The sequence below is a fragment of the Frigoribacterium sp. Leaf172 genome, assembly GCF_001424285.1.
GTDB lineage: Bacteria > Actinomycetota > Actinomycetes > Actinomycetales > Microbacteriaceae > Frigoribacterium.
In genome coordinates this window covers 710,422-728,857 of the sequence record NZ_LMPB01000002.1, presented here as the reverse complement: position 1 = coordinate 728,857, position 18,436 = coordinate 710,422, and the positions used below count along the sequence as shown (strand labels likewise).

Annotated in this window: 16 protein-coding genes; 7 read left to right on the top strand and 9 right to left on the bottom strand. The window is 71.5% G+C overall.

Features of this window, described 5'->3' with window-relative positions; genetic code table 11:
- Window positions 1-56: 56 nt before the first annotated feature.
- From ASF89_RS09680 to aroA, 3 genes are all read right to left on the bottom strand, one after another.
- A complete protein-coding gene (locus ASF89_RS09680; RefSeq protein ID WP_055814151.1) occupies window positions 57-872 on the bottom strand; it encodes an inositol monophosphatase family protein in 816 nt (271 codons plus the stop codon).
- Between the two features lie 63 nt (window positions 873-935).
- Window positions 936-2,060: a ribosome small subunit-dependent GTPase A gene (rsgA, locus tag ASF89_RS09675; RefSeq protein WP_055814148.1), complete on the bottom strand. Its 1,125-nt coding sequence runs from the start codon at window positions 2,058-2,060 to the stop codon at window positions 936-938.
- 8 nt (window positions 2,061-2,068) lie between these two features.
- The gene (gene aroA, locus ASF89_RS09670) at window positions 2,069-3,484 is read right to left on the bottom strand and encodes a 3-phosphoshikimate 1-carboxyvinyltransferase (RefSeq protein ID WP_055796549.1); all 1,416 of its coding nucleotides are present in this window, start codon (window positions 3,482-3,484) and stop codon (window positions 2,069-2,071) included.
- 96 nt (window positions 3,485-3,580) lie between these two features.
- Here aroA and ASF89_RS09665 point away from each other — a divergent pair, with 96 nt between their 5' ends.
- From ASF89_RS09665 to ASF89_RS09655, 3 genes are all read left to right on the top strand, one after another.
- The gene (locus ASF89_RS09665; protein ID WP_055796553.1) at window positions 3,581-4,279 is read left to right on the top strand and encodes a sigma-70 family RNA polymerase sigma factor; all 699 of its coding nucleotides are present in this window, start codon (window positions 3,581-3,583) and stop codon (window positions 4,277-4,279) included.
- A complete protein-coding gene (locus ASF89_RS09660; protein WP_055796555.1) occupies window positions 4,276-4,521 on the top strand; it encodes a zf-HC2 domain-containing protein in 246 nt (81 codons plus the stop codon). The genes ASF89_RS09665 and ASF89_RS09660 overlap by 4 nt, the downstream gene beginning before the upstream one ends.
- 89 nt (window positions 4,522-4,610) lie before the next feature.
- A complete protein-coding gene (locus tag ASF89_RS09655) occupies window positions 4,611-5,051 on the top strand; it encodes a GNAT family N-acetyltransferase (protein WP_055796558.1) in 441 nt (146 codons plus the stop codon).
- A gap of 96 nt (window positions 5,052-5,147) precedes the next feature.
- On the opposite strand, the gene ASF89_RS09650 is transcribed toward ASF89_RS09655, so the two are convergent.
- Window positions 5,148-8,909: a multifunctional oxoglutarate decarboxylase/oxoglutarate dehydrogenase thiamine pyrophosphate-binding subunit/dihydrolipoyllysine-residue succinyltransferase subunit gene (locus tag ASF89_RS09650; RefSeq protein WP_082489914.1), complete on the bottom strand. Its 3,762-nt coding sequence runs from the start codon at window positions 8,907-8,909 to the stop codon at window positions 5,148-5,150.
- Window positions 8,910-9,032: 123 nt separating this feature from the next.
- Between ASF89_RS09650 and ASF89_RS09645 the strand changes: the two genes are divergently transcribed.
- The 3 genes from ASF89_RS09645 to ASF89_RS09635 all read left to right on the top strand — a co-directional run bounded on the left by ASF89_RS09645 (window position 9,033) and on the right by ASF89_RS09635 (window position 13,025).
- A complete protein-coding gene (locus ASF89_RS09645) occupies window positions 9,033-10,469 on the top strand; it encodes a GuaB1 family IMP dehydrogenase-related protein (RefSeq protein ID WP_055814142.1) in 1,437 nt (478 codons plus the stop codon).
- Window positions 10,470-10,593: 124 nt separating this feature from the next.
- The gene (locus tag ASF89_RS09640; RefSeq protein WP_082489913.1) at window positions 10,594-11,985 is read left to right on the top strand and encodes a hemolysin family protein; all 1,392 of its coding nucleotides are present in this window, start codon (window positions 10,594-10,596) and stop codon (window positions 11,983-11,985) included.
- Complete coding sequence (locus tag ASF89_RS09635) at window positions 11,982-13,025, top strand: hemolysin family protein (protein WP_055796569.1); 1,044 nt, start codon at window positions 11,982-11,984, stop codon at window positions 13,023-13,025. Before ASF89_RS09640 ends, ASF89_RS09635 begins: the two co-directional genes overlap by 4 nt.
- 30 nt (window positions 13,026-13,055) lie before the next feature.
- Here ASF89_RS09635 and ASF89_RS09630 read toward each other — a convergent pair whose 3' ends face one another.
- Window positions 13,056-14,189, bottom strand: coding sequence for an NADH:flavin oxidoreductase/NADH oxidase (locus ASF89_RS09630; protein WP_055814139.1), 1,134 nt, complete (start codon window positions 14,187-14,189; stop codon window positions 13,056-13,058).
- A 107-nt stretch (window positions 14,190-14,296) separates the two neighbouring features.
- Between ASF89_RS09630 and ASF89_RS09625 the strand changes: the two genes are divergently transcribed.
- Window positions 14,297-15,133, top strand: a complete 837-nt coding sequence (locus tag ASF89_RS09625; RefSeq protein WP_055798322.1) for an ADP/ATP-dependent (S)-NAD(P)H-hydrate dehydratase — start codon at window positions 14,297-14,299, stop codon at window positions 15,131-15,133.
- Here ASF89_RS09625 and ASF89_RS09620 read toward each other — a convergent pair.
- The 4 genes from ASF89_RS09620 to ASF89_RS09605 form a co-directional block, all read right to left on the bottom strand.
- Window positions 15,130-15,822: a YceI family protein gene (locus ASF89_RS09620; RefSeq protein ID WP_055796575.1), complete on the bottom strand. Its 693-nt coding sequence runs from the start codon at window positions 15,820-15,822 to the stop codon at window positions 15,130-15,132. The two genes, ASF89_RS09625 and ASF89_RS09620, sit on opposite strands and share 4 nt — an antisense overlap.
- Window positions 15,823-15,961: 139 nt before the next feature.
- The gene (locus tag ASF89_RS09615) at window positions 15,962-16,735 is read right to left on the bottom strand and encodes an amino acid ABC transporter ATP-binding protein (protein WP_055814136.1); all 774 of its coding nucleotides are present in this window, start codon (window positions 16,733-16,735) and stop codon (window positions 15,962-15,964) included.
- Window positions 16,732-17,511 (bottom strand): amino acid ABC transporter permease, encoded by a 780-nt coding sequence (locus tag ASF89_RS09610; protein WP_200937146.1) that lies wholly within the window; start codon window positions 17,509-17,511, stop codon window positions 16,732-16,734. The genes ASF89_RS09615 and ASF89_RS09610 overlap by 4 nt, the downstream gene beginning before the upstream one ends.
- A gap of 89 nt (window positions 17,512-17,600) precedes the next feature.
- Window positions 17,601-18,431 (bottom strand): ABC transporter substrate-binding protein, encoded by an 831-nt coding sequence (locus ASF89_RS09605; RefSeq protein WP_055798332.1) that lies wholly within the window; start codon window positions 18,429-18,431, stop codon window positions 17,601-17,603.
- Window positions 18,432-18,436: the final 5 nt, after the last annotated feature.

Below are 18,436 nucleotides of genomic sequence, written 5' to 3'. Positions count from 1 at the left end.
GGCATCAGCCGGAGGAGGAGTCTCCTCCGTCTCGGGGATGAACCCGCCGACGGCGTCTAGGCGTCCGAGTCGCCGGGCCGTTCGGCCACGATCGCGAGCACCTCGTCGTGCAGCATGCCGTTCGTGACGATCGCCGTGCCGTGCCAGGGGCCCTCCCGTCCGTCGGCGCTCGTGAACCGCCCGCCGGCCTCCTCGACGATGGGCACGAGCGCGGCCATGTCGTAGGGCTGCAGGTCGAACTCGCCGGCCATGTCGAGCGCACCCTCGGCGAGCAGCATGTACGACCAGAAGTCGCCGTAGGCGCGGGTCCGCCAGACCCGGTCGGTGAGGTCGAGCAGCTGAGGCAGTCGCCCCGCGTCGACCCAGTACTCGAGTCCGTTGAAGCTGATCGACGCGTCCGCGAGGTCGCGCACGCCCGAGACGCGCAGGGGCCCCTCGTGCTCGGTCGAGAAGGCGCCGCCGCCCTGCGTGGCCCACCAGCGGCGTGCCAGCACGGGCGCGCTGACGACGCCGACCACGGGCACGCCGTCGACCACGAGCGAGATGAGCGACGCCCAGACCGGCACCCCGCGGAGGAAGTTCGCCGTCCCGTCGATCGGGTCGACGACCCACTGCCGGTGCGACGGGGCGTCGTGCCCGTATTCCTCGCCGTAGAACGTGTCGCCCGGCCGAGCCTCGGCCACCCGGGCGCGGATGGCCCTCTCGACCGCCTGATCCGCGTCGGTCACATGACTGCGGTCGGGCTTCAGCGACACGTGCAGGTCGGCCGACCGGTACCGCTCGGTGCTGATCGAGTCGGCGAGATCGGCCAGCTCGAGCGCGAGCGCCAGGTCGTCGGCCCAGGGGGAGGAGGCGGGGGTCGGGTCGGTCACGCTGCCAGCGTACTCAGCGGGCGGCCCCGACCCGCGCCTCCTCGGCTCGGATCGTGTCGGGTCTCAGCCGCGTTCGTCGTCGCGCGCGTCGTCCGCGGCGGCCGCCTGATCGCGCGCGCTCACGCCGCCCTTTGACGCGAGCAGCGACTGCAGCGACGCGAGCCGCTCGCGCCCGACGTCGCCGAGCTCGCCGGCCTCGACGCGGTCGATGATCTCCCAGTCGTGCGCCTCGGCGAGCGGGATGCCCCCGACGGGCTCGCCGGCCGCGGGCAGGGCGTGCGCGGCGAACGATCGGAGGATGTTCTCGGGATCGACGTGCCCCAGGCCGAAGGAGCGGACCCCGGGCGTGTCGACGATCCAGCCGCCGGTCGGCACCTTGAACGAGACGGTCGACGACGACGTGTGCCGCCCCCGTCCGGTCACGGCGTTGACGACGCCGACCTCGCGCTGCGACCCCGTGAGGGCGTTCACGAGCGTCGACTTGCCGACTCCCGAGTGCCCCACCGTGACGGTGACGTGGCCGTCGAGGATCCCTCGGAGCTCGTCGAGCACCGCGGAGGGCTCGCCGTCCGGCCCCGGGTCGAAGGCCGAGGAGGTGCTCGTCACGATCCGCAGATCGAGGCACGAGAAGTGCGCGGCGAACGGCGCCGGGTCGGCCAGGTCGGTCTTCGTGATGCAGAGGATCGGCTCGACCCTCGCGTCGAAGGCGGCCACCAGGTAGCGGTCGACGAGGCGGGGCCGGGGCTCGGGGTCGGCCGCCGCGACGACGATCAGCATCTGATCGGCGTTCGCCACGATGACGCGCTCGACGGCGTCGCTGTCGTCGGCGCTCCGGCGCAGGAGAGTCGTGCGCTCGCGCACCCGGACGATGCGCGCGAGCGAGCCCTCGGAGCCCGAGGTGTCGCCCACGATGTCGACCCGGTCCCCGGTCACGACGGACTTCTTCCCGAGCTCGCGCGCGCGGGCGGTCGTGATCTCGCGCTCGTCGGGCGTGCCGGCGTCCATCAGCACGCCGTAGCGACCGCGGTCGACCGTCCAGACGACGCCCTCCTCCGCGTTCGCGTAGGCGGGGCGCTGCTTCGTGCGGGGCTTGTTGCCCTTCGGATTCGGGCGCACGCGCACCGAGCTCTCGTCGTACTCGGCGTAGTCGCCCTCGTCGGCGTCGTCGCCGTCCGCCCACCAGCTCATGCCGGGGCCTACAGGAAGCCGAGCAGGTCGATGTCGGCGGGGCGCGCCGTCGCGCGTCGGCCGAGCAGGTCGTCCCACAGGTCGACGAACTGGGGCAGGGTCTTCGACGTGACGCCGACGTCGTCGATCTCGACCCCGTCGACGGCGAGGCCGATGATGGCACCCGCCGTGGCCATGCGGTGGTCCTCGTAGCTGCGCCACTGCCCGGCGTGGAGCGGCGACGGTTCGATGTGCAGGCCGTCGTCGAGCTCGTCGACGGAGCCGCCGAGCGCCGTGATCTCGGCGGCGAGGGCCGCGAGACGATCGGTCTCGTGCCCGCGGAGGTGGCCGATGCCCGTGATCGTGCTCGGGCCCGAGGCCAGCGCGGCGAGAGCCACGAGGGCCGGAGCCAGCTCGCCGCCGCGCGACAGGTCGACGTCGACGCCCGGCAGCGAGCCGCCGCCGACCAGGCCGGGGCCGCCGTCGACCGTGAGCGTGTCGCCCTCGAGCGAGACCGCGGCTCCCCAGAGCGGCAGCAGCTCGATCAGGTCGGCCCCGACCTGCGTCGTCTCGACGGGCCAGTGGCGGATGGAGACCGTGCCGCCCGCGACGAGGGCGGCCACGAGGAACGGCGCGGCGTTCGACAGGTCGGGCTCGATCGTGACGTCCCGGCCGGCGATGGCCCCGGGGGAGACGACCCACACGCCGGGCTCGGGTGACTCGACCTCGACGCCGCGTCGGGCGAGGACCTCGATGGTCATCTCGATGTGCGGCAGGCTCGGCAGCCGCTCGCCCGTGTGACGCAGCGTCAGCCCGCGCGTGAAGCGGGGTGCGGACAGCAGCAGGCCGGAGACGAACTGGCTCGACGCGGAGGCGTCGATCTCGATCTCGCCCCCCTCGACCTCGCCGGTGCCGTAGAGGCTGAACGGCAGCGAGCCCCGCCCGTCGTCGGACACGTCGACCCCGAGTGCTCGGAGGGACTGCACGGTCGTGGTCATCGGCCGCCGGCGGGCGCTGGCGTCGCCGTCGAAGGCCACGGGCCCGAGGGCCAGCGCGGCCAGCGGGGGGAGGAACCGCATGACCGTGCCGGCGAGACCGCAGTCGATGCTGGTCCCGCCCGCGAGATCGGAGGGCGTGACGAGGAGGTCGGGCCCGAAGGGCTCGTCGTTCGGGATCTCGTCGATGCGGACGCCCAGGCTCCGGAGGGCCTGGACCATCAGGTCGGTGTCCCGCGAGTGGAGCGGGAGTCGCAGCGTCGACGGCTCGGACGCCAGTGCCGACAGCACGAGCTCGCGGTTCGTCAGCGATTTCGAACCGGGCAGCGAGAGGGAGGCGCGGAGAGGGCCGGCGGCGCGGGGCGCGACCCAGCGACCGTCGTCCACCTCGGGGGCGCGGCCCTCGTCGTAGGGACTGAACTCGGGGCCGGAATACCTGAAGACCTGCATCGGTTCACCACAGTAATGCAGCGAACAGCGGGAGGACCTGTGCCGACAGCACTTGCACCGAGAGCGATCACCGTGGCCGAACTAGAATCGGTCGTGATGAGCACCCTCGAGGGCGACGAGCCCACATCAGAGCCCACCGGTCCGACGACCCCGGTCGCAGAGACCGTCGTCGAGGCGGTCGAGCGGTCCTCCGAGGGCGAACCCGATCTGCGCGCCCTCTTCGAGGAGCAGGCGCTGCCGTACATGGATCAGCTCTACGCGGCGGGCATGCGCATGACGCGCAACCCGGCCGACGCCTCCGACCTCGTGCAGGAGACCTTCGTCAAGGCGTTCGCCGCGTTCTCGCAGTTCACCCAGGGCACCAACCTGAAGGCCTGGCTGTACCGCATCCAGACGAACACGTTCATCAACACCTACCGCAAGAAGCAGCGGGACCCGTACCAGGGCACGATCGACGAGCTCGAGGACTGGCAGATGGGCGGCGCCGAGTCGGCGACCCGCGCCTCCGGCAGCACCCGCTCGGCCGAGGCCGAGGCGATCGACCACCTCCCCGACAGCGCCGTGAAGGACGCCCTGCAGAAGGTCCCCGAGGACTTCCGCATGGCCGTGTACTTCGCCGACGTCGAGGGGTTCTCGTACCAGGAGATCGCCGACATCATGAAGACCCCGGTGGGCACGGTCATGAGCCGCCTCCACCGCGGGCGCCGCCTCCTCCGCGAGCTGCTGGCCGACTACGCGCGCGGCCGCGGCATCGAGGTCCCCGCGGGCACGACATCGAAGGGCAGCAAGAAATGACCGACTGCGGTTGCGACAAGGCCAAGGCCGAACTCGAGGAGTACCTGCACGACGAGCTCTGCCGCGAGGACGCGGCCGACATCAGAGAGCACATGGCGACGTGCGGCGATTGCGCCGGCGAGCACGAGGTCGGGGTCGTCCTGACCGAGGCCGTCCAGCGCGCCTGCCGCGAGACGGCCCCGGAGGACCTCCGCTCGACCGTGCTGGCACGGCTCCGCGAGCTGCAGTCGGCCCACCGCTGAGACCGACCGGGGCGGCAGGAGGCGCGGGTGCCGAGCAGCGCTCCTGCGTCGTGTCGTCACCGGTCGCGAGCCTGCGCTAGCGTCGTCGCATGACCGCACCGGTGCAGACCCTCGGCAGCCCGACCACCAGCGACCTGGACGACCTGGTCTCGCTCATCCGCCTCCTCGGTCACACGCTCGACGCCGACGTTCTGTCGGCCCGGCTGGCGCGGCTCACGGTCGATGCCGGCCACCAGACCTGGGTGGTCCGCGACGTCGATGACCGCATCGTCGCCGTCGCCGGCGGACGCATCGTGTGGGCCTACAACGACGACGCCCCGACGGCGGAGCTGCTGCTGCTCGTGGTCTCCGAGGCGGGCCGGCGAGACGGACTGGGCTCGCGCCTCCTCGGTCACGTCGAGGCGTGGGCCGACACGCACGGGGCCCGGGTGGTCAACGCGGTCGGCGCGGCCGCGACGGACACGGCGAGCCGCTTCTACCGCAAGCGCGGGTACCACGAGGCGGGTGTCCGCTACTCGAAGCTCATCTGAGCCGACTGCGCCTCGATCCCGAGGCGTCGCTCGACGACGGAACGGCCGGCTCCCCGAGGGGACCGGCCGTTCCGTCGTCACACGGGAGGACCCGGGTCAGAGGGTGAGCGCCCTGCTGATCAGCTCGGTCTGCTGAGCTGCGCTGGCCTTCGTGGATCCGGCGGCCGGCGACGCCGAGGCCGGTCGCGAGGCCACCCGCACGGGTCGATCGAGGTGCTTCTGCAGCTCGAGCACGACGAACGGCCAGGCGCCCTGGTTCTCGGGCTCCTCCTGAGCCCAGTAGAGCTCGGCCTCGGGGTAGCGCGACAGCACGTCGCGGATCCTCTCCAGGGGCAGCGGGTACAGCTGCTCGAGTCGCACGAGCGCGATGTCGTTCTGGACGCCGCGCTTGTCGAGCTCGGCGGCGAGGTCGTAGTGGATCTTGCCGCTGTGCAGCACGACGCGCTTCGTGGTCGACGGGTCGGCCACGCGGGTGCAGTCGAGCACGGGCTCGAAGCGGCCCGACGTGAAGTCGTCGACGCCGCTCGTCGCGCCGCGCAGTCGAAGCATGGCCTTGGGTGTGAAGACGACCAGCGGGCGGCGCGGACGGGCGTACGCCTGGCGACGCAGCAGGTGGAAGTACGACGCCGGCGTCGACGGCCGCGCGATGGTCATGTTGTCCTCGGCGCAGAGCTGCAGGAACCGCTCCATCCGGGCGGAGGAGTGGTCGGGCCCCTGACCCTCGTAGCCGTGCGGCAGCAGGAGGACGACGCTCGAGCGCTGACCCCACTTCTGCTCGGCGCTCGAGATGAACTCGTCGATGACCGTCTGGGCGCCGTTCGAGAAGTCCCCGAACTGGGCCTCCCACATGACGAGGGCGTCGGCCCGTTCGACGGAGTAGCCGTACTCGAAGGCCATCGCCGCGTACTCGCTGAGCAGCGAGTCGTAGATCCAGAGCTTGGCCTGGTCGTCCGAGATGTACTGGAGGGGCAGCCACTCCTGGCCGTTCTCGCGGTCGTGCAGCACCGAGTGACGCTGGACGAACGTGCCTCGTCGGCTGTCCTGCCCGGCGAGTCGCACCGGTGTCCCCTCGGTGACGACGGACCCCATGGCGAGGAGCTCGCCGAAGGCCCAGTCGATGCCGCCGTTGCGGCTCATGTCGACGCGCTTCTTCAGCAGCTGCTGGAGCTTGGGGTGCACCGCGAAGCCCTCGGGCGGGTTGTCGTGCGCGTCGCCGATGCGGTGGAGGAGCTCGAGCGAGATCGCCGTCGACTCGGGCTCGCCCGCCGAGTCGTCGCGCTGCGTGATCGGCCTCTCGAGATCGGCCACGTCGTGGTCGTCCTCCGAGACGATCGGGATGGAGCCCGTCTGCGCCGCGTGCGTCTCGGCGAAGGCGCGCTCGAGACGGTCCTGGAAGTCGCGATGCGCCCCGTCGTACTCGTCGCGTGTGATGTCGCCGCGCCCGACGAGCGCTTCGGTGTACAGCGTGCGGACGCTGCGCTTCTCCTCGATGAGGTTGTACATCAGCGGCTGGGTCATCGACGGGTCGTCGCCCTCGTTGTGTCCGCGTCGCCGGTAGCAGACGAGGTCGATGACGACGTCGCGCTTGAACTGCTGGCGGTAGGCGAACGCGAGCTCGGCGACCCGGGCCACGGCCTCGGGGTCGTCGCCGTTCACGTGGAAGACGGGGGCCTGGATGGTCTTGGCCACGTCGGTCGAGTAGACCGACGAGCGCGACTCGGACGGCGGCGTCGTGAAGCCGACCTGGTTGTTGATGACCAGGTGGATCGTGCCTCCGACCCGGTAGCCCCGGAGCTGCGACATCTGGAGGGTCTCGACGACGACTCCCTGACCGGCCATCGCGGCATCGCCGTGGATCAGGATGGGCAGGGTCGCGAAGGCGCCGGAGGGGCCGCGGTCCTGCTTCGCGCGGACGATGCCCTCGAGCACGCCGTCGCCGGCCTCGAGGTGCGAGGGGTTGGCCGCGATGTAGACCGGGATGGTCTCGCCGGTGGCGCTCGTGAACTCGCCTTCGGTGCCGAGGTGGTACTTGACGTCACCCGAGCCCTGGACGGTCTTCGGGTCCTGGGTGCCCTCGAACTCGCGGAAGATCTGCCCGTACGTCTTGCCGGCGATGTTCGTCAGCACGTTGAGGCGACCGCGGTGGGCCATGCCGATGGCGACCTCGTCGAGACCCTCGCGGGCGGCCTGCTGGAGCACGGTGTCGAGCAGCGAGATGGTCGACTCGCCGCCTTCGAGGCTGAAGCGCTTCTGGCCGACGTACTTGGTCTGGAGGAACGTCTCGAACGCCTCCGCCTCGTTGAGCTTGGCGAGGATCCGCATCTGCTCGTCGTGCGACGGCTTCACGTACGGGACCTCGATGTGGTCCTGGATCCAGCGTCGCTGAGCGGGATCCTGGATGTGCATGTACTCGATGCCGATCGTGCGGCAGTACGAGTCGCGCAGGATGCCGAGGATGTCGCGGAGCAGCAGGTTGGTGGTGCCGCCGAGCCCGCCCGTGACGAACTCGCGGTCGAGGTCCCAGAAGGTGAGTCCGTGGCTCTCGATGGCCAGATCGGGGTGCGTGCGCTGGCGGTACTCGAGCGGGTCGATGTCGGCCATCAGGTGCCCGCGGACGCGGTAGCTGTTGATGAGCTCCTGCACGCGGGCGGTCTTGTTGATGCGCTCGGCGATGTTGACGTTGATGTCGGGGTTCCAGTGGATGGGCTCGTACGGGATCCGCAGCGCCGCGAAGATGTCCTCGTAGAAGCCCCGCTGACCGATGAGCAGCTCGTGGACCTTCTTGAGGAACTCGCCCGAGCCCGCGCCCTGGATCACGCGGTGGTCGTAGGTGCTGGTCAGCGTGATGGTCTTGCCGATGCCGAGCTCGACGAGGGTCTTCGAGGCCGAACCCTGGAACTCGGCCGGGTAGTCGAGGGCGCCGGCGCCGATGATGGACCCGGCGCCGCGCATGAGGCGCGGGACGCTGTGCACGGTGCCGATGCCGCCGGGGTTCGTCAGCGAGATGGTGTTGCCCTGGAAGTCGGCGCCCGTCAGCTTGTTGTCGCGAGCTCGCTTGACGACGTCCTCGTAGGCCTGGAGGAACTCGCCGAAGTGCATCTCGTCGGCCTGCTTGATCCCGGGGACCAGCAGCGCCCTCGTGCCGTCGGGCTTGGGGATGTCGATCGCGAGACCGACGTTGATGTGCGGGGGAGTGACGACCGACGGCTTGCCGTCGACCTCGTCGTAGAAGACGTTCTGGCTCGGGAACTCCTTCAGGGCCTGGACGAGGGCCCAGCCGATGAGGTGCGTGAACGAGATCTTGCCGCCCCGCGCCCGCTTGAGGTGGTTGTTGATGACGATGCGGTTGTCGATCATCAGCTTGGCGGGGATCGTGCGGACGCTCGTCGCGGTCGGGACGGTGAGGCTCGCGTCCATGTTCGTGGCCAGGGACTTCGCCATGCCGCGCAGCGGGGTGACCGTGTTGACCGGCTCGGGGGTGGGCTGCTCGGCCGTCGACTCCGCCCGGGCGGGATCCTTCTTCTTCTTCGGCGCCTCGGCGGGGATCGGCTTGGCCGAGGGCTCGACCGACGTCGTCCGCGCCGCGGGCTTCTTCGCGGGGGCGGCGGACTGGGCGGGAGCGGAGGACTCGGCGGGCGCCGGGGGCTGCGCCGGTGCCGGGGACCCCGTGGAGGCCGTCGACTTCGCGGGGGCCGAGGAGTCGGCGGGCGTGTACGCCTCGAGCACGGGCCACCACGACTCGTCGACCGAGTTCCTGTCGACCACCCACTGCTCGTAGAGCTCGTCGACCAACCACTCGTTGGCCCCGAACTCGGCCGCCGCGCCGTCGTCCGTCGTTCCCGTCACGTGGCTAGTCACTGCCGATCGCCCACTCTCCGTTGATTGTTGATCAGGTGGGGCCCCGGGAGGCCCGCCGTCCTCCAGCTTAATCGCTTCGCACGACAGGCGGGTCCGGGACTCACAGGGATTAACCTTGTCGGCATGAGGTTCTACGAGACGACGCCGACCCACGACCTGACGTACTCCGACGTGTTCCTGGTGCCCAGCCGGTCATCGGTCACCAGCAGGCTCGACGTCTCTCTCGCCCCGGGCGACGGCACGGGCGCGACCATCCCCGTCGTCTCGGCCAACATGAACTCGGTCACCGGGCCCCGCCTCGCGGCGACCCTCGCTCGTCGCGGCGGCCTGGGGGTCCTCCCGCAGGACATGCCCCTCCAGCAGCTCGACGCCGCCATCCGGTGGGTCAAGAGCCAGCCGGTCGACTACGACACCCCGTACACCCTCGATGCCGGGCAGACCGTCGACGCGGCGCTCTCGACCGTCCCGGCCGTGGAGGGCCACGGCATCGTGCTGCGCGACGCGGACGGCGCCTACCTCGGGTGCATCGCCGCATCCCGACTCGCGACGGCCCCCCGGGACGCCGTCCTCGGCGATCTCCTGCACGGAGCCCTGACCTCGCTCGACGCCGACGACGTCGACGGACCGCGGGCCGCCTTCGACCGCCTCGTCGCGGCCGACATCGACTTCGCACCGGTCCTCCGACACGGGCGCGTCATCGGCACCACCAGCCGGAAGAGCGCCCTCCGGTCGACGCTCTACCAGCCGGCCCTCGACGCGGGCGGACGCCTGCGCGTCGCCGCCGCCGTCGGCATCAACGGCGACGTCGCCGAGAAGGCCAGGGCGCTCGCGGCGGCGGGCGTCGACGTGCTGGTCATCGACACGGCGCACGGCGACCAGGACGGCATGGTGAAGGCCATCGCGGCGGTGTCCGCGCTGAAGCTGGGGCTCCCGATCGTCGCAGGCAACGTGGTCACCGAGCAGGCCGTGCACCACCTGGTCGGGGCCGGGGCGACCATCGTCAAGGTCGGCGTCGGACCCGGGGCCATGTGCACCACCCGCATGATGACGGCCGTCGGGCGACCGCAGTTCTCGGCGGTCCTCGAGACGGCGGCCGCGGCCAAGGCCATGGGCGCGCACGTCTGGGCCGACGGCGGCGTCCGCTACCCGCGCGACGTGGCCCTCGCGCTCGCCGCCGGGGCGTCGTCGATCATGATCGGCTCGTGGTTCGCCGGCACGATCGAGGCCCCGGGCGATCTGGCGGCCGACGAGCGCGGCCTCTACAAGGAGAGCTGGGGGATGGCCTCGACGAAGGCCGTGCAGGGGCGCTTCGAGCGGCTCGACCCGTACGAGCTGGCGCGCAAGACGCTGTTCGCCGAGGGGATCTCGTCGTCCCGGATCTACCTCGACCCGCTCCGCCCCGGCGTCGAGGACCTCCTCGACATGATCACCTCGGGCGTCCGCAGCTCGTTCACCTACGCCGGCGCCCGCTCAGTCACCGAGTTCGCCGACCGCGCCCTCGTCGGCGTCCAGTCCGCGGCGGGCTACGAGGAGGGCAAGGCCCTCCCGGTGGGCTGGTAGCCGGGCCACCGCGACGAGCGCGCGTGCCGTAAGCTCTTCCGTCTATGGACGACCCTCCGTCTCCGACGCGCACCGCGTCGACGACCACTCACCCGCACCACGCCGAGCGAGGTGACCGTTCGTCGTGAACGAATGGATCCTCCTCGCCTTCGGCATCCTCCTGACCATCGGCACCGGTCTCTTCGTGGCAAGCGAGTTCTCCCTCGTGAACCTCGACCGGTCCGAGCTCGAGTCCCGTCAGAGCAAGGGCGAGAAGGGCCTCTCGACCACCATCGGGGCCCTCCGCATCACCTCGACGCACCTCTCGAGCGCCCAGCTCGGCATCACCCTCACCACCCTCCTCACGGGCTACACGATGGAGCCCGCGATCTCGCGCCTCATCTCGCCGCCGCTCGTGTCGGCGGGGATCCCCGAGGCGGCCGTCACGATCTCGGCCCCGATCGTGTCGATCGTGGTCGCCACCCTCCTGTCGATGATCGTCGGCGAGCTCGTGCCGAAGAACTTCGCCCTCGCGCTCCCGCTGCGGACGGCGAAGCTCGTCATGCCGTTCCAGGTCGGGTTCACGACGGTCTTCAAGCCGGCGGTGGCGCTGCTCAACAACACCGCGAACGCCATCCTCCGGTCGGTGGGCGTCGAGCCGAAGGAGGAGCTCTCGGGGGCTCGGACGGCCGAGGAGCTCTCGTCGCTGGTCCGTCGATCGGCCACCGAGGGCAGTCTCGAGGCCGACACGGCGACGCTGCTCGCCCGCACCCTCGCGTTCAGCGATCACACGGCGTCCGACGTCATGACCCCGCGGCCCCGCCTCTCGTCCGTTTCGCGCACGGACAGCGCCGAGACCGTCCTCCAGCTCGCCCGCCGGACGGGCTACTCGAGGTTCCCGGTGACCGACGACGGGATCGACGACGTCGTCGGGCTCGTGCACGTCAAGCAGGCCGTCTCGGTGCCGCGCGAGCGTCGGGCCGACGTCCCCGTCTCCGCGCTGCAGACCGACGCCGTGCGGGTGCCCGAGACCATGACGCTCGACAACCTGCTGACCGAGGTCAGGGGGCGCGGCTATCAGATGGCCGTCGTCGTCGACGAGTACGGCGGAACCGCCGGCGTCGTGACGCTCGAGGACCTCATCGAGGAGCTCGTCGGCGAGGTGTCCGACGAGCACGACCGCAGTCGCGTCGACGTGGTCCGATCGCGCAACTGGCTGACCTTCCCCGGTCTGCTCCGCCCCGACGAGCTCCTCGAGCGCGCGTCGGTGAAGGTCCCGGAGGACGGCCCGTACGAGACCGTCGGCGGCTGGCTGATGAGCGAGCTCGGGCACCTGCCGTCGGCCGGCGACGTGGTCGAGACCGAGGCCGGCGCGTTCCGCGTCGAGAGGCTGGACGGGCGGCGGATCGATCGGATCCGCTTCACGCCCGCCACGGACGACGACGCGACCACCGGATCGGGTGACGCGAGCGCGACCCCGACCCGCGCCTCCTCGGCTCCTCGCGGGACGACCGCCGAACGGAAGGCCCTCCGATGAGCGACGACTGGTGGGGCATCGTCTGGCTCGTGCTGCTGCTGATGGGCAACGCGTTCTTCGTCGCCGCCGAGTTCGCCGTCATCTCGGCCAGACGGTCGCAGATCGAGCCTCTCGCCGAGACCGGCAGCCGCGCGGCGCGGACGACGCTCTGGGCGATGGAGCACGCGACGATGATGCTCGCGACCACGCAGCTGGGCATCACCATCTGCTCGCTGCTGATCCTCAACGTGTCGGAGCCCTCGATCCACCATCTGCTCGAGGGGCCTCTCGGCCTGACCGGTCTCAGCCCCGAGCTCGTGAGCGTGATCGGCTTCGTCATCACGCTGGTGCTCGTGTCGTTCCTGCACGTCGTGTTCGGCGAGATGGTGCCGAAGAACATCTCGTTCTCGCTGCCCGACCGCGCCGCGCTGATGCTCGCACCCCCGCTCGTCGCCATCGCCCGGGTGCTGCACGTCGTGGTCCTGTCGCTGAACTGGTCGGCGAACACGGTGCTGCGGGCCTTCCGGGTCGAGCCGAAGGACGAGGCGGCGAGCGCCTTCACCGTCGACGAGGTAGCGAACATCGTCGCCCAGTCGCGCCGCGAGGGCACCCTGACCGACGCGAGCGGGACGGTCCAGGCGGCGTTCGAGTTCACCGAGAAGAAGGTGTCCGACGTCGCCGTGCCGATGCCGGGGCTCGTGACCCTTCCCGAGGACGCCACCCCGTCGGACGTCGAGCGGGCCGTGGCCCAGAACGGCTTCTCGCGCTACGTGCTCGTGGACGACGTCGGCGACCCCACGGGGTACCTGCATCTCAAGGACGTGCTCGACCTGGACGACGACGAGTTCGGCGACCCCGTGCCTCCGAAGCGGATCCGGCAGCTGATCTCGATCTACCGGGGCACCGACCTCGAGGACGCGCTGGCGACCATGCGCCGGAGCGGCGTGCACGTCGCCCGCTCGTTCGACGAGCACGGCACGACCGAGGGCGTGCTGTTCCTGGAGGACATCCTCGAGGAGCTCATCGGCGAGGTCCAGGACGCCACGCGACGGGGACGCTGAGCCTCGGCTCGGCGCCCCCGCGGCGGGGTCTCAGCTCAGGCGGAAGGGCGCGCGCTGATACTGCGCGGGCCAGTAGTCGAGCTCGACCCCGAGCTCGGCGGCGGCGCGCAGAGGGAAATGCGGATCGCGGAGGAACTCGCGGGCCATCAGGACGACGTCGGCGCGTCCGCTGGTGATGACCTCGTCGGCCTGGGCGGCCCCGACGATGAGACCCACTGCCCCGGTCTCGACCTCGGCGTTCATGCGGACGTGCTCGGCGAAGCGCACCTGGTAGCCGAGACCGACGGGGATGCTGACGCCGGAGACGAGACCACCGGTCGAGATGTCGAAGAGGTCCGCACCGGCGTCCCGGCACCAGGCCGCGACCGTCGAGGTGTCGTCCTCGTTCCAGCCGCCGTCGGCCCAGTCGGTCGCCGAGAAGCGCACGAGGAGGGGCAGGGTCCCGCCGACCTCCGAGCGGACGACCCGGACGACCTCGAGGAGGAACCTCGCACGGTTCTCGAGAGAGCCGCCGTACTCGTCGTCCCGTCGGTTGCTGAGGGGCGAGAGGAACTGATGCAGCAGGTAGCCGTGGGCGGCGTGCAGCTCGATCAGCTCGAAGCCGGCCTCGACGGATCGACGAGCCGCCAGACGGAAGGCCTCGACCAGCCCGGCGATGTCGGAGATCGTCAGCTCGGCCGGCTCGTCATAGCCCTCGAAGGCGACCGCCGAGGGCGCCACCGTCCGCCAACCGCCCTGGTCGGCCGGCACGGTGCCCTGCTCGTCGCTCCAGGGGCGGAACGTCGACGCCTTGCGACCGGCGTGCGCGAGCTGCACGCCGGGCACGGATCCCCTCGAGCGGATGAAGTCCGTGATCGGACGGAACGCCTCGAGCTGCGCGTCGTTCCAGAGGCCGAGATCCTGAGGCGAGATGCGGCCCTCCGGCGTGACGGAGGTCGCCTCCGCGATGACCGCACCCGCGCCTCCTCGGGCCAGGGAGCCCAGGTGCACGAGGTGCCAGTCGGTCGGGACGCCGTCTTCGCGCTCGGCCGAGTACTGGCACATGGGCGCGACCCAGAGGCGGTTGCGGAACGTCGTGCCGCGGAGGGTGATCGGGTCGAAGAGCCCGGGAGCCCGGTCGGAGGTGGTCGTGTCGGTCGTGGGGGTCGCTGCCGTCTGGGTCACGGGTGTCCTCGTCGCCTTTCGCTGGGGATCGTCTTCGGGAGCCAACGGTACGCCTCGCCCCGATGTTCCCCCGTCGGAGCGTGCGGGCCGCGACTACCGTCGAGGGCATGAGCGACTTCGCGACCTGGACCCCCTCCGACGCCGCCGCAGGGATCGCCGTGCCGGCGCCCGACGACGACAAGTACAGCCGCGGGGTGCTCGGCGTCGTCACCGGCTCGAGCGCCTTCCCGGGGGCGGCCGTGCTCGGCGTGGAGGCGGCGCTGCACACCGGCGTCGGCATGCTCCGCTACCTCGGGCCCGCGCGGGCGTCGGACCTCGTGCTGCAGCGACGCCCCGAGGCGGTCACGAGCAGCGGGCGCGTGCAGGCATGGCTGCTCGGCTCGGGCGTCGATCCGGACCACCTCGACGACGAGACGCGCGACGGGTTCGCGACCGCCGCCTCCTCGGGGCTGCCGCTCGTGCTCGACGCCGGCGCGCTGCCCTGGCGACCGGAGGCCGCAGGGCCGGTGGTCGTCACGCCGCACTTCCGCGAACTGGCCAGGGCGACGGGTCGCGAGGTCGACGAGATCGCGGCCGACCCGGGCGGAGCCGCCGTGCGAGCGGCCGGCGAGTGGGGGTGCACTGTGCTGGTGAAGGGGCACCGGACCGTCGTGGCCTCGCCGGGAGGCACCCGCCTGGTGGCCGAGAGCGGGACGCCGTGGCTGGCCACCGCGGGCACCGGTGACGCCCTCGGGGGAGTGCTCGGAGCCCTGGTCGCGACGCACGCCGCCGAGATCGCGGCCGACGGCGAGGCGCTGGCGCGTCTGGCGGCCACGGCCTCGGTCGTGCACGGACTCGCGGCGGTCCGGGCCAGTCGCGGCGGCCCGATCACCGTGCTCGGGTTGATCGACGCGCTGCCCGCCACGATCGCATCACTCGTGGCGGGCAGCGCGGCGGAGGACTAGGAGGCGGGGGTCGCCGACACGAGGAACTCGACGGTCCCCTGGTCTTCGACCTCGACGAAGCCGAGGCTCGGCGCGTCGACGCCGTAGTCGGAGAACGTGACCGGGATCGATCCGCTCACCTGGACCCCGTCGCCCGAGAGGGCGGCCTGGAGGGGGACCTCGACGGTCTGCGTGACGCCGTGCATGGTCAGTTCGCCGGTGGCCGTCACGGTGGCGACCTCGCCGTCGGCGGGGACGGCCGCGTCGACGGGCTCGGTCAGCGTGAACTCGGCCGTCGGGTAGGTGCCGACCTCCATCGCCGTGTCGCGGAAGTACCCGTCGCGGTTGCCGCTGTCGGTCGCGATGCTGGCCACGTCGACGGTGATGTCGGCCGCGGTCACCGAGGTGCCGTCGACGGTGACCGTGCCCGAGACCTGGTCGGTGGTGCCGACGACGGTGACGTCGGTGCCGTTGAGCACCTCGTCGACCCGGTAGCCGGCGGTGCTGCCGTCGCCCACCGACCAGTCGCCGGTCAGCTGACTCGCGTCGACCGTGCTCGAACCGGGGGTCACGGAGACAGTGGGGGCCGCGTCGGGCTCGCCGACGATGACGTCGCGGTAGAACGCGGGCCCGGCGACAGCCGCCGTGGTGCCCAGGCCGACGACGACGACCGCCGCGACGGCGATGATGATTCCGGTCTTCTTCTTCATGATGGTCTCTCCAGGGTCGGCTCGGGGTGCGGCGCGGTCACGCCTCGGTGTCGGCTCGGATGATGCGGGGCCGTGCGGCCCTGAGAGGATGATGGCGGGTGACCCTATGGCCCCCCTGGGATCAGCTGGGAGTCACCCGTCAGGCGGTGAAACGGGTGAGGAACTCCCTCGCCCGCTCGGTGCGCGGCGCCGTGAAGAGCTGCTCGGGCGGACCCTGCTCGGCGATGCGACCCGCGTCGAGGAACACCACGCGGTCGGCGACGTCGCGCGCGAACGCCATCTCGTGCGTCGCCATGAGGATCGTCGTCCCCACGTCTTTCAGGGTGCGGACGAGGTCGAGCACCTCGCCCACCAGCTCGGGATCGAGCGCGCTCGTGATCTCGTCGAGCAGGAGGAGCGTGGGCCGGGGCGCCAGCGCCCGGGCGATGGCGACCCGCTGCTGCTGACCGCCCGACAGCCGGTCGGGGTAGGCGCCGGCCTTGTCGCCGAGCCCCACCCGATCGAGCAGTTCGAGGGCCCTCGCGTGGGCCTCGGCCTTCGGCCGTCGGAGGACGTGGCGACTGGCGAGGGACACGTTCTCGAGCACCGTCAGATGCGGGAACAGATTGAAGTGCTGGAAGACCACTCCGATCCGGGCGCGGACCGCGTCCGCCTTGGCCCTCGGGTCGCTGATGTCATCGCCGCCGAGGACGATGCGCCCGTCGTCGATCGGCTCGAGGAGGTTGACGGTGCGCAGCAGGGTCGACTTGCCCGAGCCGCTCGCGCCGATGAGCGCGACGACCTCGTCGCGGGCCACCTCGAGGTCGATGCCGTCGAGCACGGTCGTGAGGCCGAAGGCCTTGCGGACCCCCTCGAGACGCAGGACGATCTCGGGCGCGGGGGCGCCGGACGCGGCGGATGCGGGGGCGGTCATACGACGCTCCCGGCCTGCTCGCGACGACGGAGGCGCGCCGAGAGCCAGTCGGTCAGCCAGAGCGTCGGCAGGGCCAGCAGCACGAAGAGCAGCCCGGCGAGCACGTACGGCGTGAAGTTCGCGGCGGTGGCCGTCTCGATCTGCGCGGCCCGGACGGCGTCGACCGCGCCGAGGACGGAGATGAGGCCGACGTCTTTCTGCATCGAGACGAAGTCGTTCATGAGAGCGGGGGTCACCTTGCGGATGGCCTGAGGGAACACCACGAGGCGGAGGGTCTTGGCATGGCCGAGCCCGAGTGATCGGGCGGCGAGCCTCTGAGACGGGTGCACGGCGTCGATGCCGGCGCGCACGACCTCGGACACGTAGGCCGAGTAGGTCAGCACCAGCGCGATGGTGCCCCAGAACTCGGCGGGGAGGCGCGGGATGCCGAGACCGAGGCCCGGGATGCCGAAGCCGACGAGGTACAGGACGATGATCAGCGGCAGGCCCCGGAACAGGTCGGTGTAGCCGCGGACGAGAGCTCGGACCGGGAAGAACACCGGGCCGCGGAGGGTCCGGAGGGCCGACAGGACGGTCGCCAGGACGGCGACGCCGAGGGCGGCGACGACGAGCACGCGCACGTTGAGCCAGAGGCCCTCGAGCACGCGCGGCCAGGCCGCCACGAGGGTCGGACCGTCGAAGAAGCTGAACCGCACGCGCTCCCACCCGGGCGTGCTCGTGACCGCCCACCAGGCGAGCCCGGCGAAGACCACCGTGCTGATCACGGCGACGAGCACGGAGCGGACGGACTGCCGGCGGCGATAGGCGCGGCGTCCGATCTCGAGATCGCTGACGGGGGGAGCCCCCGTCGCGACCGCGGTGGGCGCTACGAGAGGTCCTTGACGTCGTAGTCGGCGAGCCACTCCTGCTGCAGGTCGCCGAGGGTGCCGTCGGCCTCGAGGTCGTCGACGGCCTTCGTGACGTCGGCGGTCAAGGAGCTGCCGAGGGGCAGGACGATGCCGAGCTGATCACTCGCCCCGTCGACGGCGGCGAGCTGACCGAGCACGACGCCGCCCTCGACGAAGTAGGTCGCGGTGGGCACGTCGAGCACGATGGCGTCGACCTGGCCGGACTCGAGGGCCGCCTTGGCGTCGTCGTTCGAGTTGTAGGCCTGGACGCCGTCTTCGGGGTCGATGACGGTCTCGGCGGCCGTGAAGCTCGTCGAGCCGCTCTGCGCGCCGATGTCGAGTCCCCGGAGGTCGGCCACGCTCGACGCGCCCTCGGCCGCCGTGCCGGGGAGCGTCACGACGGCCTGGCGGGTCTCGTAGTACGGCGACGAGAAGTCGACGGCCTTCGCGCGCTGCTCGGTGATCGAGAACTGCTGCAGGTTGAGGTCGAAGGTCTTCGGGCCGGGTGCGATCGACTCGTCGAAGGTGGCGCGCACCCAGACGACGTCGTCGCGGTCGTACCCGAGGCGGTCGGCGACGGCGTAGGCCAGCGCGGCCTCGTAGCCCGACCCCGACTCGGGGGCGTCGTCCTCCACCCAGGGGGAGTAGGCCGGCTCGCCGGTCGCGACGGTGAGCTTGCCCTCGGTGACGGCGCCGACGCCGCTGCCCGAGCCCTCGGAGTCGGACGTGGGGGCGCAGGCGGCGAGGGCGCCGACCGAGAGGAGGGCGGCGGCGACGGACGCGACGAGTCGCGACGGGGAACGGGTCATGAAGC